Source organism: Thiemannella venezuelensis (genome assembly GCF_014203605.1).
Lineage (GTDB): Bacteria > Actinomycetota > Actinomycetes > Streptosporangiales > Streptosporangiaceae > Planomonospora_A > Planomonospora_A venezuelensis.
In genome coordinates this window covers 21375-35488 of sequence record NZ_JACHJJ010000019.1, presented here as the reverse complement: position 1 = coordinate 35488, position 14114 = coordinate 21375, and the positions used below count along the sequence as shown (strand labels likewise).

Below are 14114 nucleotides of genomic sequence, written 5' to 3'. Positions count from 1 at the left end.
AGCCCCGCGCCGCGCGGCGCGGGGCTCCGTCATACCGCCCGGACAGGGAACGCGGCAAGGAACAGGGAGGCGAGATCGGAATCAGGCGGGGGGAACCCGCGCCCGATCAACTGACTGATCGAGCAATCAAACAACCTTTTTTCAAGACTCACGTTGGGAAGTGAGATTGTGGATCCGCTGAAGGCACTGACTGATGCGGAGCGCAAGCCGTACTGGCTCGACAGTCCGGCGAACCCGGAGCCGCAGCCGCGGCTCTTCGGAAACACCACGGCCGACCTCGCGGTGGTCGGCGGAGGCTTCTCGGGGCTGTGGACGGCCCTGATGGCCAAGGAGCGCGACCCGTCGCTGGACGTGGTCCTGCTCGAAGGACGCAGGATCGGCTGGGCGGCCTCCGGCCGCAACGGCGGCTTCGCGATGGCGACCCTCACCCACGGCATCGCCAACGGGCTGGAGCGCTGGCCAGAGGAGATCATGACCCTTGAGCACATGGGTCTGCGCAACCTCGACGAGATCGGCGAGACCGTCGCCCGCTACGGCATCGACTGCGGTTACGAGCGCACCGGTGAGCTGCACGTCGCGACCGCGCCGTGGCAGCTCGAGGAGATGCACGAGAGCGCGCAGGTCGCCCGCGAGCTGGGCGTGCGGTTCGATGTGATGGACCGGGACCAGGTACGGGCGGAGGTGAACTCGCCCACCTACGCCGGAGGGATGTGGGAGCGTGACGGCTGCGCCATGCTCGACCCCGCCCGGCTGGCGTGGGGACTGAGGCGCGCCTGCCTGGAGGCGGGCGTGCGCATCCACGAGCGCACGCCGGTCCGGTCCGTCAAGGACGACCTCGCGGGCCTGGACCTGATCACCCCGTACGGCACGGTGAAGGCCGCCAGGGTCGCCCTCGGCACCGGCGTGTTCCAGCCCCTGCTGCGGCGGCTGAAGCACTTCCTGGTGCCGGTCTACGACTACGCGCTGATGACCGAGCCGCTCTCGGCCGGGCAACTGGCCTCGGTCGGCTGGCACAACCGGCAGGGCGTCGGCGACTCGGCCAACCAGTTCCACTACTACCGGCTGACCGCCGACAACCGCATCCTGTGGGGCGGCTACGACGCGGTCTACTACAACGGCGGGAAGATCAGGCCGGAGTACGAGCAGCGCGACGAGACCTTCGTCAAGCTGGCCGGGCACTTCTTCGAGACGTTCCCCCAGCTGTCGGGCCTGCGCTTCACCCACCGGTGGGGCGGGATCATCGACACCTGCAGCCGCTTCAGCGCCTTCTACGGGCAGTCGCACGGCGGGCGCCTGGCCTACGCCGTCGGCTACACCGGCATGGGCGTCGGGGCGACCAGGTTCGGGGCGAACGTCATGCTCGACCTGCTGAGCGGGGAGCGGACCGAGCGGACCGAACTGCGGATGGTGAAGGAGAAGCCGATCCCCTTCCCGCCCGAGCCGGTCCGCTCGGCGGGGATCCAGATGACCCGCTGGTCGATCGCCCGGGCCGACCTCAACCAGGGCCGCCGCAACCTGTGGCTGCGGACCCTGGACCGGATGGGTCTCGGGTTCGACTCCTAGGAGCGTCCTGTACGGCCGGGGCCCGCGTCGTCCGCGGGCGGGCCCCGGGCCGCCCGCCGTCGCCCGCAGGCGGGCGCCCGGCGTCGTCCACGGCGGGCGTTTCCCGGCTGGCTCCGGAGGCGCGGGCCGTACAGACTGGAGGACATGATCGAGAGAGTTGAGTTCGCCGCCGACGGGATCACGCTCGTCGGCGACCTGCGCGTCCCCGCAGGGCCGGGGCCGCACCCGGCGCTGGTCCTCACCGGACCGTTCACCGGCACCCGCGACCAGGTGGCCGGGGTGTACGGCGCGCGGCTGGCCGAGGCCGGATACGCGACACTGGCCTTCGACCACCGCAACTGGGGCGAGTCCGGCGGGCAGCCGCGCCGGCACGAGGACCCGCAGGGCAAGCTCCAGGACCTGCGGGCCGCGGTCTCGCTGCTGCGTGCCCGGCCGGAGGTGGACGGAGACCGGATCGGCGCGGTCGGCATCTGCCTGGGCGGGGGCTACGCGCTGCGCTTCGCCGCGTTCGACCCGCGGGTGAAGGCCTTCGCCGGCATCGCCGGGGCCTACAACAACCCCTACGCCATGCGCGCCGGGATGTCCCCGGCCGGCTACCAGGGTGCGCTGGCCTCCTTCACCGAGGTCCTGGAGCGCCAGGACCTCGGGGGACCGGTCGAGTACATGCCGGTCGTGGCGGAGGAGGGGGAGGCGGCGATGCCCGGCGACGAGCCGTTCGCCTACTACGGCACCTCCCGGAGCGCCTCGCCGCACTGGCGCAACGAGGTCACCCGGGCCTCCCTGCGCGAGCTGGTCACGGTCGACAACATGACCGGCGCCGACTTCCTGTCACCCAAACCGGGGTTGATCGTGCACGGCGTCGTCGACCGCTTCTGCTCGCCGGAGGGCGCGGAGGAGGCCTACAAGCGCATGGACGAGCCCAAGAAGCTCCTCTGGCTGGACGCCCGGCTGCACATCGACCTCTACGACGCCGAGCCGTACGTCACCCAGGCCGTCGAGGCCGTCACCGCCTTCCTCGGCGAGCACCTCCGCGGACCGTCCCGCGACGCGGGCGCGGCTCCGGCCGGCGGCTGACGGCCTGCCGGGCGGGGACGTCGTCCACCGTGATCCGGCACCGTGATCCGGCACAGTGATCCGTGGCCGTGATCCGTGGCCGTGACGCGCGCCGGTGCCGTCCGGTGCGACCGAAGTCGAGGGCCGTACATCCATCGATGTACGGCCGGGTCGGCACCGGACGAGGATGTCCCCTGCCGATCCGGGCGCAATCGTGGGGTAGGTGACGAACCAACGCATCGACGTGCTCGACGTGCTCAGGGGAGTGGCCATCATGGGCACGCTGGGCACCAACATCTGGATTTTCACCGACCCCGGCGGCCCTGCGGGCGTCCTCGACGCGCTGGCGCAGCCCGGTGCCGTGGAGACCTTCCTGAGGTTCCTGACCAACGGCAAGTTCCTGGCCCTGCTCACCCTGCTGTTCGGGGTCGGCCTGGAACTGCAGTACCGCTCGGCGCGGAGGCGGGGCGCGCCCTGGCCGGGCTGGTACCTGTGGCGGGCGGCGCTGCTGTTCGCCGAGGGCCTGATCCACTACTTCCTGATCTTCGAGTTCGACGTGCTGATGGGCTACGCGGTCACTTCGATGATCGTCGCCTGTCTGATCGGCCGGAGCGACCGGGTGGTCCGTGCCTGGATCATCGGCGTGGGCGTGGTGTTCGCGGTGGTGATCGGCCTGCTCACCGCCGCCCTGTCGGCAGGTAGGGACACGGCCGCCGGACCGGCCTCCGGGGAGGACACGCTGTTCAGCGCCGGAAGCTACGCCGAGCAGGTCGCCGCCCGGGCCGAGCTGTTCGTCCTCTACCGGCTGGAGGCGGTGTTCATCGTCCCGCTGGGCATCGTGCTGTTCCTGCTGGGCTCGCGGCTGATGCGGGCCGGAGTGTTCGAACGCTCCGAGCGGGGCGCCGCGCTGCGGCGCAAAATCATGATCGTCGGGCTCGGCGCAGGCGTCCCGCTGAACCTGCTGACCTCCTACGCGGGGGAGGACTGGTTCCTGGTGGACCGCTACCTGCTGCCGCCGCTGGTGGCGCTGGGACTGCTCGGCCTGGTCGCCACCCTCGCCCACCGGGTGAGCGGCGCCCCCGGCCCGGTGCGGCGGGGTCTGACGGCCGTCGGCCGGACCGCGTTGAGCTGCTACGTCTTCCAGAACCTGGTGGGGGCCGCGCTCTGCTACGGCTGGGGCCTCGGGCTGGCCGCGCGCCTGGACGGCCTGCGGCCGTGGTGGGTGCCGGTCGCCTGGGCGGGCGTCTGCCTGCTGTTCATGACGCTGGCCTCGCTCTGGCTGCGCCGCTTCGACCGGGGGCCGCTGGAGCTGCTGTGGCAGTGGGCCTACCAGGCGCCCCAGCGCTCCCGCCGCGGGCCGGAGCGCGCCCCGCTGCGGTGACCTGAGCGATCCCGCCCATGGCGCCGGCGGGTGTCAGCCCTCCCGCAGCTCCCGTACGAGGGCGGCGCTGCGCCGTTCCAGGTGCCCCAGGCCCAGGCGGCGGTGGGTCTCCAGGGCCCGCTCCGCGTGGGCGAGGGCCTCCCCGGCCCGCCCCGTCCGGCGCAGCAGCAGCGCCACGGTGTCGTCCAGAGCCCCCCACGAGATGCAGCCGGTGCCCAGGGTCACCAGCTGCGAGGCGATCGGCGTCAGCTCCGCGAGCAGGCCGTGCGGGTCGGGACGGCCGATCCGGGCGGAGACCAGCCCCCACTGCCAGACGACGAACCGCCACGTCCAGTCCCGCTCAGCGGCGGTGCCCCAGCGGTCGACCAGCCGGTGCGCGAGAGCCTCGTCCCCGGCCTCGACCGCGGCCAGCACGGCGGTGGGGCGCAGCAGGAGGTTGGAGTCGTCCTCGCCCGCCTCGGCCAGCCGGGGCAGCAGCTCGCCCGGTGGCCGTCCCCGGGCCCAGCAGGAGACGGCCGCGCAGAGCAGCTTGAGGGTGTCGGGCCCCCACAGGCTGGTGCGGCGGTAGCTGTCGGAGGCGATCGCGGAGAGCCGGTCGACCTCGTCCCAGTCGCCGCCGAGCATCGCCCGCCCCGTCGCCGCGTAGGTCACCTGCGTCTCGATCTCCGGCATCCGCACCTCGGAGGTCATCCGCAGGCAGCGGGCGAGGTCGGCGTCGTACTCGGCGAGCATGCCGGAGGTGAGGAGCCGCGGCATGCGGTGCAGGCGGGCGATGATCTCGGCCACGCGGGGCAGCTCCGGCAGCGTCAGGATCTCCTCGGCGGCCTGGAAGTGCTCCGCCTCGTCCTCGGGGGTCCAGGTCGCGATGACGAAGTTGTTCAGGGTCCGGGCCAGCAACCGGGGGTCGCCGGAACGCCGTGCCAGCGCGACGGCCTCCGCGGCGTGCCGCCGCCCCTCCTCGCGGCGCTCCCCGTAGTACAGCTCCACGCCGAGCGTGCCGAGCAGCTCCGCGCGCCGGTGCTCCCGGCCCGGTGCCTGCCGGGCGAGCTGGTCCTCCAGCACGCCCACCATGCGCTGGTCCACGACCCCGTAGGAGCGCCAGTTCCAGAGCGTCACCCCGCCGAAGACGGTCGCCGCCTCGGTCACGGCCGCGTCGTCCCCCAGCCGGGTGGCCAGCGTCACCGCCTCGTCCAGCGCGGCCCGCGCCCCGATCACGTCACCCGTCACCCGCCGGGCCCGGCCGAGCTCGATGAGCAGCGCGCAGCGGGCCGAGGCCGAGTCCGGCGCGGCGGGGTCGAGGACGGCGAGCGCCTGCTCCCAGAGCGCGACCGCCTCGTCGTAGGCGAGATGGCTCGCGGCCTGCACCGCCGCCCGTGCCGCGTACGAGCCGGCCTTGGCCGAGCGGCCGACCCGGGCGGCCATGCCGAAGTGGTGGGCCAGCACCGGCAGCCGCGTGGTCACGTCCCCCCGGGAGAGGTTCTCGATCGCCTCGCCCACCCGCCCGTGGAGCTGAGCCCGCTGCAGCCGGCTCAGCCCGGCGTACAGGGTCTCCCGCACCAGGGCGTGCGAGAAGCGGTAGTCCCAGCCGCCGTCCACCTCGGTGAGCAGGCCCGTCGCCACGGCGGGCTCCAGCAGCATCATCATCCGCGCGCCGCCGATCCCCGAGGCGGCCTCCAGCACGTCCGCGTCGACGTCCCGGCCGATCACCGCGGCGGCCCGCAGCAGGGCCTGGGAGTCCTCCGGCAGCCGCGACACCCGCTGGGTGATGACGTCGCGCACCCCGTCGGGCACGGCGAGCGAGGCCACGTCCTCGGCGGCCACCTGGTCCAGGGAGCGCACGCTGGCCAGCAGCCGGAGGAGCTCGCCCAGGAAGAACGGGTTCCCGCCGGTCCGGTCGTGCAGCGCGTGGACGAGAGCCGGGTCCGCGCCGTACGGCCCGTGCGGCGCCCGGACCGGGCCGGAGGCACCCGGCGGACGGGCGGGGACGGAGCCGGCCTCGCCCAGGTAGTCCGCGATCTGCTCGGGAGTGAAGGCGGTGACGGTCATCCGCTCGGTGCCCCGCTGCCGGGTCAGCTCACCCAGCGCGGCGGTCAGCGCCGGCCGCGCCTCGGCGGACTCCTGGCGTACGGTGGCCAGCACCAGCAGCGGAACCCGGTGCAGGTCGCCGCCGAGAAAGGTCAGCAGTTTCAGCGAGGCGGCGTCCGCCCAGTGGACGTCCTCCATGAGCACCAGCACGGGCGTCTGCGCCGCGCGCCGGGACAGGGCCTTGGCGGCGGCGTCGTAGAGCAGGAAACGCGCGGTGTCGGGGTCGGCGGCCTCCCCCGGGTCGTCGCAGGTCAGCCGGTGGAGCACCGCGCCCAGCTCGCAGCCGTCCCCCTCGTCCAGCTCCTGCAGGACCTGGATCCACGGCCAGAACGCCGGCGCCCCGCTGCTCTCGGCGCACCGGCTCCACACCACGGTGAGGCCGAGCCCGCCGGCCAGCTCCGCGGCGGCCTCGGCCAGCCGGGTCTTGCCGATGCCGGACTCGCCGCCCACCACGAACACCCCGCCCATGCCGCGTCCCGTCTCCGACAGGCGCTCGGCGATCCGGCGCAGGTGGGGCTCCCTGCCGACGAGCCGGGGCAGGATCCCCGTGCTCCCCGCGCTCCCCGGCCCGGAGGACGGAGCCGGGACGCCGCGCGTTCCGCCGGCCGCCGGTCCCGCCGGGGGGATCGGGGCCGGCCCCGGAGCGGCGGCCGGCACCGCGGGCGGGAGGGGCGGCGGGGCCGCCGGCAGGAGGCCGGTCGCGGCGGGCCCGGCCGGCTCCGCGAGGGTGGCGGACACGGGCGGCCAGGGGCCGCCGGGGCCGTCGAGGGCCTCGTCCTGGTCGAGGACGGCCCGCTCCAGCCGCCGCAGCTCCGGGCTGGGGTCCAGTCCGAGCTCGTCACCGAGGAGCGTGCGGCAGCGCTGGTAGGCGGCCAGCGCCTCCGCCTGCCTGCGGTCCCGGTACAGGGCGCGCATCAGCAGGGCCCACAGCCCTTCGCGGTAGGGGTCGAGGCCGAGCAGGCGCTCGGCCTCGACGGCCGTCTCGGCGTTGCGCCCCATGGCGAGCCAGGACTCCGCGCGGACCGACAGCGCCGACATCCGGGTCTCGATGAGCCGGGCGGCGGTCGGCCGTGCGAAGGGCTCGTCCGGGAAGTCGGCGAGCGGCTCTCCGCGCCACTCCCGCAGGACGGGTTCCAGGACGCGCTCGACCTCCTCCGGCCTGCCGCCGGACAGCGCGGCGCGCGCCGTCTCGGCGGCTGCGGCGAAGCGGCCGGCGTCCACCTGGCCGGTGGAGACGTCCAGCAGGTAGCCGGGCTCGCGGGTGCGCAGGAGCCGGGCGGGGGAGCGCGGGCTGCGCCGCGGTTCGAGGACCCTGCGGAGCTGGGAGATGTAGGCCTGGAGCGTTCCCGTGGCGCTGGACGGGGGCTCGTCCGCCCACAGCCGGCCGATCAGCCGGTCGAGGGGGAGGACGTGCGGGGCGTTCAGCAGCAGGAGCGCCAGCACGGCCCGCTGCTTGCGGGACCCGATGTCGAGAGCCGTCCCCGAGGCGTCCACGACCTCCAGCGGCCCCAGGATCCGGAAGTCCAGCAGGTCCCCCGCTCCGCCGGCCGTCCCGCTCGCGGTGCCGCCTGCGGTCCCGTCCGCGGGTCCGCCCGTCCGACCTGCTGGGGCTCGCATGCCATAGACCGCCGTTCGCATCACAGTTCCCGCACGAGCCAGACGATCGCGAGAGGCCCGGTCTCGGCCTCATCGTACTGATATGTCACCTCAAGTCCCCCGGTCTCCCTCAATTCGTGAGGATTCGGTGCTCCGGGCTGCCTCGGGCCGCCCGGACCCCCTTCCTCGCAGGTGAAACCGGCCGAGCGGAGCAGCGCGGACACGCCGCAGTCCTCGGCGTCCTCGCGATAGTGCACCCGCCGTACCCCGTCGGCGCGCAGTTCGGTCAGCAGGTCCGCCAGCAGCCGCCGGCCGAAGCCCCTGCGCCGGTACGGCGGGGCCACGGCGAGCGCGCGCAGACGGGCCCGGCGGGCGGCGGACTCCGTCTCGACCAGGACGGCGGCCGCGGGCGGAGCGGCGGCCGGGCCCGCCAGGTCGGCCAGCACGTACATGCGGCAGCGGGCGGCCGGCGTCTCCCTGAGCGCCCCGGCGAGCGCTGGGGCGAGCAGCTCCGTACCCGCCGTGCCCGCGTGCGCCGGAACCTCGCGCAGCAGCAGGGTGGTGGGGAGACCGGACTCGGGTGGCGACGGCATGCCCGCAGCATCGGCCGGTCTTCTAGGAAGCCGCTAGGACCCGGCTAGGAGGGCGCGTCACGGGACCGCGTCGCGGGGGAACCGCCGCGCGCCGGCGTGCCGGGCCCGCCGTGCCGCCCTGGCGGGGCCGGGGCGCGCTGGGCCGCCGTCCAGCCGGTTCCAAGCCGTCCCCAGGCCGTTCCCAGGCCGGCCCCCAGCCGGCGGCCCAGCGGCCTCCTAGCGGGAGGTGCGAGAACTGGAGGGCCGGACCCGGTCGTGTCCGGCGGCAACCGGCCCGACCGCCCTCACCACCAGGAGAAGATCCATGACCACCCACCCGACCGCCGCCCTTGCCGACGCGGAGCTCGCGACGCTGCGCGAGCAGGTCTCCGGGCCCGTGCTCACGCCGGGCCAGGACGGCTTCGAGGAGGAGACGGCCGGGTTCAACCTCGCCGTCCGGCACCGTCCCGCGCTCGTCGTCGGCGCGACCGGCGCCGAGGACGTGGCGGCCGCGGTCCGCTTCGCCGCCGCACGCTCGCTGCCGGTCGCCGTCCAGGCCACCGGCCACGGCGCGGTCCAGGCGGCGGACGGGGCGCTGCTGATCACCACCTCGCGGATGCGCGGGGTCGGCGTCGACCCGTCCGCGCGCAGCGCCGTGATCGGCGCGGGCTGCACCTGGGCCGAGGTCGTCGAGGCCGCGGCCCCGCACGGCCTGGCCCCGCTCAGCGGCTCGTCCTCCGGGGTCGGCGCGGTGGGCTACACGCTGGGCGGCGGGATCGGCCCGATCGCGCGGACCTTCGGCTTCGCCGCCGACCACGTCCGGGAGATCACTCTCGTGACGGCGGACGGCACCCTCCGCACCGCCGACTCCGGTCGCGAGCCCGACCTGTTCTGGGCGCTGCGCGGGGGCAAGGGCAGTTTCGGCGTGGTCACCTCGATGACCGTCGACCTCTTCCCGGTGACCTCCCTGTACGGCGGCGGCCTCTACTACGCCGCCGAGGACGCCTCCCGGGTCCTGCACGCCTACCGGGAGTGGGCCGGAACGCTGCCGGAGGCCGCCACCACCTCGGTGGCGATCCTGCGCCTGCCCCCGCTGCCCGAGCTCCCGGAACCGCTCCGCGGCCGCCTGGTCGTCCACCTCCGCTTCGCCTTCCTGGGCGAGGACCGGGCGGCCGAGGCGCTGCTGGCCCCCATGCGCGCCGTGGCCGAGCCGGTGTTCGGCGGTGTCGGGCGCATGCCGTACACCGCGCTCGACTCCGTGCACAGCGACCCGGTGGATCCGATGCCGACCTACGAGCGCGGCGCCCTCCTGCGGGAGCTGCCCGAGGAGGCGGTGGACGCGCTGCTGGCGGCGGCCGGTCCCGCCGCGGACGTCCCGCTCGCGATCCTGGAGCTGCGGCAGCTCGGCGGGGCGCTGGCCCGCGAGCCCAAGGAGCCCAACGCCGTCGGCGGGCGCGGCGCCGCCTTCTCGCTGCTGGTCATCGGGGCGCCCGTCCCCGAGCTGCTGGAGGCCGTCGTCCCGGGCTGCGCCCAGGCGGTGATCGACGCCGTCGCCCCCTGGGCGACCGGGGGCTCGCTGCTCAACTTCCAGGGCGGGGCGCTCGCCCCGGAGCAGCTCTCCCGCGCCTGGCCGGAGCCGGTGCTGCGCAAGCTGGCGGAGCTGAAGGAGCTGTACGACCCGGCCCGGCTCTTCCGCTTCGGGCACGTGGTCCCGCGCGTCTGAGCCGGTGCCCCGCCGTACGGGAAGGGCGCGGACCGGTGGTCCGCGCCCTTCCGCCATGCCCGGGAACCCGTGCTGAGAGGGGGAGGTGTCAGCAGGTCAGGTTGGAGCCCGGGGTGGTGCCCAGGATCTGGGTGAACCTCTGGTAGGAGTTCACCCGGCTCTGCACCTGGGCGGGGTTGCGGCCGCCGCACTCCAGGCTGCCGTTGATGCTGCGGATGGTCTCGCCGAAGCCGCGGCCGTTGACCATGGCGTTGTGCGGGGTCATGGTGCCGGGGCCGTTCTGGGTGTTCCAGTACCACAGGGCGGTCTTCCAGGCCACCGCCGAGTCGGTCTGCACCAGGTTGGGGTTGCTGAGCAGGTTGATGCCGAGCGCGTCGCCGGCCGCCTTGTAGTTGAAGTTCCAGCTCAGCTGGATCGGGCCGCGTCCGTAGTAGGCCGACTGGCCGGCCGGGCAGCCGTAGGACTGGCTGCGGTCGCAGTAGTGCGAGTAGTTCGCGGTGTTCTGCTCCACCACGTGGACCAGGCCGCCGGTCTCGTGGTTGACGTTGGCCAGGAAGGCGGCGGCCTCCTGCTTCCTGACCGTGTCGGTGCCGGTCTTGGCGAAGCCGGGGTAGGCGCCGAGCGCCGCGGTCAGCCCCTTGTAGGTGTAGAAGGGGTTCCGGTTCGGGAACATCTGGTTGAACTGCGCCTCGCTGACCACGAAGCCCGAGGGGGTGGAGGGACCGGTCGGCGTGGGGGTGGGCGTGGAGCCGCCGCTGCAGGCGTACGGCTCCCAGTACCAGGTGCTGATGACCGGGTCGTAGCCCGGGTTGTCGTGCTCGGCCCGGTAGTACCTGCCGTCGGTGTACCGGACGACGTCGCCCGTCTTGTAGGCCCTGCCGGCCGCCCAGGCCGGGTGGTTGCAGCTCGGGGCGGAGGACGGGGACGGGGCCGGGGTGGTCGTGCCGCCGCCGCAGGCGCCCTTGTCCGCCCAGACGCCGGAGGTGGTGACACCCGGGGTCTCGTTCTGGGTCCACCACTTGGCGGACCAGTTGCGTCCCTTGTAGGAGGCCGTCATGCCGCCGGTGTACACCTTCGAGGAGCTCCATGCCGCCGCGCAGTCCGCCGCGGCGGCGGCGGGGGACGCCGGCATGACGACCGTGAGCGCGCCCGCGGCCGCCACGCCCGCGAGGGACGCCAGGATGCGCTGTCTCGACACTCGATCACTCCTCTGTGCGGCACGACCGGCCGCGGATGGGAAACCCGTACGGCCGGAAATGCTGGCAGAGCCGGACTTAACAGCGCCTTAAGTGATCCTTTGGCTCTCCATATCCTCCCGGCCGTATCCTCCGGCTCCCGGCGGGCGGTACGGAGGTCGCCCGGCCGCCCGCCGGGAGCCGCGGGCTACCCGTCCACCGGCTCGGGGAGGGGCGAGGCCGGGGAGACCGTGCCGGAGGCGCCGTCCACGGTGATCGCCTGGCCGGTGGCGACGCGCTCGGTCGCGCGGGCGACGCCGACGACCGCCGGGATGCCGTACTCGCGGGCGACCACCGCGCCGTGCGAGTTGGCCCCGCCCATCTCCATCACCAGGCCGCCCGCGGTCAGGAAGAGCGGGGTCCAGCCGGGGTCGGTGGACGGGCAGACCAGGATCTCGCCGGGTTCGAGGTGCGCCCCGGCCGGGTCGAGCACCACCCGGGCGCGGCCGGTCACCGTCCCCGCCGAGGCCGGGGTGCCGGTCAGCGCGCCGTCCGCCGCCGCGCCGGGGGCGGTGACCGCCTCGGGTTCGGTGCCGTCCGACAGGATGACGCGCGGGATGTGCCTGCGGCGCCGCTCGCGGGCGGCCTCCTCCCGCCGCCCGGCGACGAGCGCGCGCGGTGCGGGCCGGTCCGGGCCGGGATCCGCGGTGAGCGCGGCGCGGACCTCCTTCAGCGTGAGGAAGAAGACGTCGTCGGGGGCGTCGAGGACGCCTCTGCCCGCCAGCTCCGCGCCGACGGCCCGCAGCTCCGACCGCATCGCGGCGAACGTCGTCACGATGAGGAACTTGGGCAGTTCGCGCAGGCCCGCCAGGGCGCGGACCCGGCGGAGCGCGAAGCGGACCGTCCGGCCGCGCAGGCCGCCCGCGCGGGCCGCCAGCGTCTCGATCATGCGGGCCGCCTCGGCGGCCCCCCTGGCGAACGCCGCGTCCGGGGCCAGGGCCGGGTCGTCCAGCCGCAGGTAGTTGGCGAGCACCCCGATGACGTGCGCCGGGTCCTCCGCCCAGCGGGGCACCCCCAGGTCGATCTCGGCGACCGCGCGCACGCCGTACAGCCCCAGGAACTCCCGCAGTCCCCCGTCCACGACGGCGGGCAGCGAGCCCGCGTGGAAGCGGGCGGCGAGCTCGGCGGCGGGGGCGGTCAGCAGCAGGGACGCGGCCTGCCCGTCCTCGCGGATCCGGGTGGCCAGGCGCCACAGGGCCAGGTCCATCTCGGTGGTCACGTTGTGCGGCAGGCCGCGCAGGACCGTGTAGAGCTCGCCGGGCCGGGCCCGGCCGCCCAGCAGGCGGTGGGCCAGGCCGAACATGGCGAGCCCGGCCACCGCGCTCGGCAGGATCGCCGGGATGATCGGGAACGCCTCGTCGCCCAGCGTGCGCTCGACGCGGTCGAGCCGCTCCAGCGCGGTGACGTCCTGCGGGAAGTCGAGCCGGGCGCGCAGCGCCGCCTCCACCCGTGCCGCGCTCCGGTGCGCGGCGGCCGGGCTCAGCAGGGCCCGGGCGAGGCGCGCGGGCACCCGGTAGCGGGCCGCGACCCGCAGGACCCGGCGCAGGGCGGGGCGGACGGAGGGCTGGGTCACGCCGAACCCGGGGTCGCGGATCAGCTCGCGCAGGACCACGGCCGACCGGGCCTCCATCATGTCCAGCAGCCGGGGGACGACCGCCCGCCCGGCCCGGCTCCGCATGACCCCGGTGACGTCGATGAACAGCCGCCCGGCCGCCGTGCAGAAGACGGGCGCCCCCTCCAGCCGGTCGGCCACCGGGAAGCCGAGCACCCCGCCCGCGGCCGCCGAGAGCAGCCGGAAGGTCTGCTGGCCCATGGGGGTGAAGGGCTGGAAGACCCCCTGGGCGACGCTGATGGAGAAGTAGATCCGCGTGCCGGCGGGGGCGGGTCCGGCGGGGGAGTGGCGGGGGATCGGGAAGAGGGTGGTGATCGGCCGCGACTGCGTGAGCCAGAGGGTCCCTCCGCCGTCGACGGCCCACTCGGTGTCCTGCGGCGCCCCGTAGTGGTCCTCGACCCGCCCGCCCAGCTCGGCCAGGGCCCTGACCTGGTCGTCGGTGAGGCAGGCGTGCTCCGCCCCGCCGTCCGCCCCGGTCTCCACGTGCTCCACCCCGCCGCCCGGCAGGGGCCGTACGGCCAGCCGCTTGTCGCCCGGCCGCCGGCCGGTGATCCGCCCGGTCGCGATGTCCACCGTGAAGTGGTCGGGGTTGACGGCGCCGGAGACGACGGCCTCGCCGAGCCCGGGGGCGGCGTCGATCACCGCCTCGCGCCGCCGCCCGGTGACCGGGTTCGCGGTGAACATCACCCCGGCGACCTCGGCCTCGACCATCTCCTGGATCACCACGGCCAGCCGCACGGAGCGGTGGCCGATGCCGTTGGCGGCCCGGTAGGCCACCGCCCGGTCGGTCCAGAGCGAGGCCCAGCAGCGCCGGACCGCGTCCAGCACGGCGTCGGGGCCGACGACGTGGAGGTAGGTGTCCTGCTGCCCGGCGAAGCTGGCGTGCGGCAGGTCCTCCGCGGTGGCCGAGGAGCGGACCGCGACCGGGCCGTGCGCGCTGTTCCGCACGGCCTCGGCGACGTCGTCCGGGACCGGTGCGGCGAGCACGGTCCTGCGGGCGGTCGCGGCCAGCTCCCGGAGGGCTCCGGTGTCGTCGGCGGGGGTGACGTCCAGGGAGTCGAACACCGCCTCCAGCGACCCGGAGCGCTCGGTGACCCGGCGGTAGGCCTCGGTGGTGAGGCAGACCCCGGGGGGGACGGGGAATCCGGCGGCCGTGAGCACGCCGAGGTTGGCGGCCTTGCCTCCGACGAGCGGCAGGGCGTCCGCCGTGATCTCGCCGAACTTCAGGATCAGTGGAGCGTCCATGGTGTGCCTCCCTGAACCCCACGATAGGTCCGGGCGGACATTAAATCAA

The 14114-nt window shown here is 74.8% G+C and carries 8 protein-coding genes; 4 read left to right on the top strand and 4 right to left on the bottom strand.

Features of this window, described 5'->3' with window-relative positions; translation table 11 throughout:
• Positions 1–168 precede the first annotated feature (168 nt).
• The 3 genes from FHS22_RS24930 to FHS22_RS24920 all read left to right on the top strand — a co-directional run bounded on the left by FHS22_RS24930 (position 169) and on the right by FHS22_RS24920 (position 3997).
• A complete protein-coding gene (locus FHS22_RS24930) occupies positions 169–1563 on the top strand; it encodes an NAD(P)/FAD-dependent oxidoreductase (protein ID WP_184945416.1) in 1395 nt (464 codons plus the stop codon).
• A gap of 144 nt (positions 1564–1707) precedes the next feature.
• The gene (locus FHS22_RS24925) at positions 1708–2637 is read left to right on the top strand and encodes an alpha/beta hydrolase (RefSeq protein ID WP_184945414.1); all 930 of its coding nucleotides are present in this window, start codon (positions 1708–1710) and stop codon (positions 2635–2637) included.
• A 202-nt stretch (positions 2638–2839) separates the two neighbouring features.
• Positions 2840–3997 (top strand): DUF418 domain-containing protein, encoded by a 1158-nt coding sequence (locus tag FHS22_RS24920; RefSeq protein ID WP_338047929.1) that lies wholly within the window; start codon positions 2840–2842, stop codon positions 3995–3997.
• Between the two features lie 33 nt (positions 3998–4030).
• On the opposite strand, the gene FHS22_RS24915 is transcribed toward FHS22_RS24920, so the two are convergent.
• Positions 4031–7699, bottom strand: coding sequence for an ATP-binding protein (locus FHS22_RS24915; protein WP_184945412.1), 3669 nt, complete (start codon positions 7697–7699; stop codon positions 4031–4033).
• A gap of 20 nt (positions 7700–7719) precedes the next feature.
• On the bottom strand, positions 7720–8271 hold the full coding sequence (locus FHS22_RS24910; RefSeq protein WP_184945410.1) for a GNAT family N-acetyltransferase: 552 nt from the start codon (positions 8269–8271) through the stop codon (positions 7720–7722).
• 304 nt (positions 8272–8575) lie between these two features.
• Here FHS22_RS24910 and FHS22_RS24905 point away from each other — a divergent pair, with 304 nt between their 5' ends.
• Positions 8576–9973, top strand: coding sequence for an FAD-binding oxidoreductase (locus FHS22_RS24905; protein ID WP_184945408.1), 1398 nt, complete (start codon positions 8576–8578; stop codon positions 9971–9973).
• Positions 9974–10061: 88 nt separating this feature from the next.
• On the opposite strand, the gene FHS22_RS24900 is transcribed toward FHS22_RS24905, so the two are convergent.
• The gene (locus tag FHS22_RS24900) at positions 10062–11171 is read right to left on the bottom strand and encodes a glycoside hydrolase family 19 protein (protein ID WP_184945406.1); all 1110 of its coding nucleotides are present in this window, start codon (positions 11169–11171) and stop codon (positions 10062–10064) included.
• Between the two features lie 185 nt (positions 11172–11356).
• Complete coding sequence (locus FHS22_RS24895) at positions 11357–14065, bottom strand: PEP/pyruvate-binding domain-containing protein (protein WP_184945404.1); 2709 nt, start codon at positions 14063–14065, stop codon at positions 11357–11359.
• Positions 14066–14114 lie beyond the last annotated feature (49 nt).

What these genes read in the sequence shown, in the direction of transcription:
- FHS22_RS24925 (WP_184945414.1), top strand. Translation starts at nt 1,708, where the DNA reads ATGATCGAGAGAGTTGAGTTCGCCGCCGACGGGATCACGCTCGTCGGC.
- FHS22_RS24895 (WP_184945404.1), bottom strand. Translation starts at nt 14,065, where the DNA reads ATGGACGCTCCACTGATCCTGAAGTTCGGCGAGATCACGGCGGACGCC.
- FHS22_RS24915 (WP_184945412.1), bottom strand. Translation starts at nt 7,699, where the DNA reads ATGCGAGCCCCAGCAGGTCGGACGGGCGGACCCGCGGACGGGACCGCA.
- FHS22_RS24910 (WP_184945410.1), bottom strand. Translation starts at nt 8,271, where the DNA reads ATGCCGTCGCCACCCGAGTCCGGTCTCCCCACCACCCTGCTGCTGCGC.
- FHS22_RS24905 (WP_184945408.1), top strand. Translation starts at nt 8,576, where the DNA reads ATGACCACCCACCCGACCGCCGCCCTTGCCGACGCGGAGCTCGCGACG.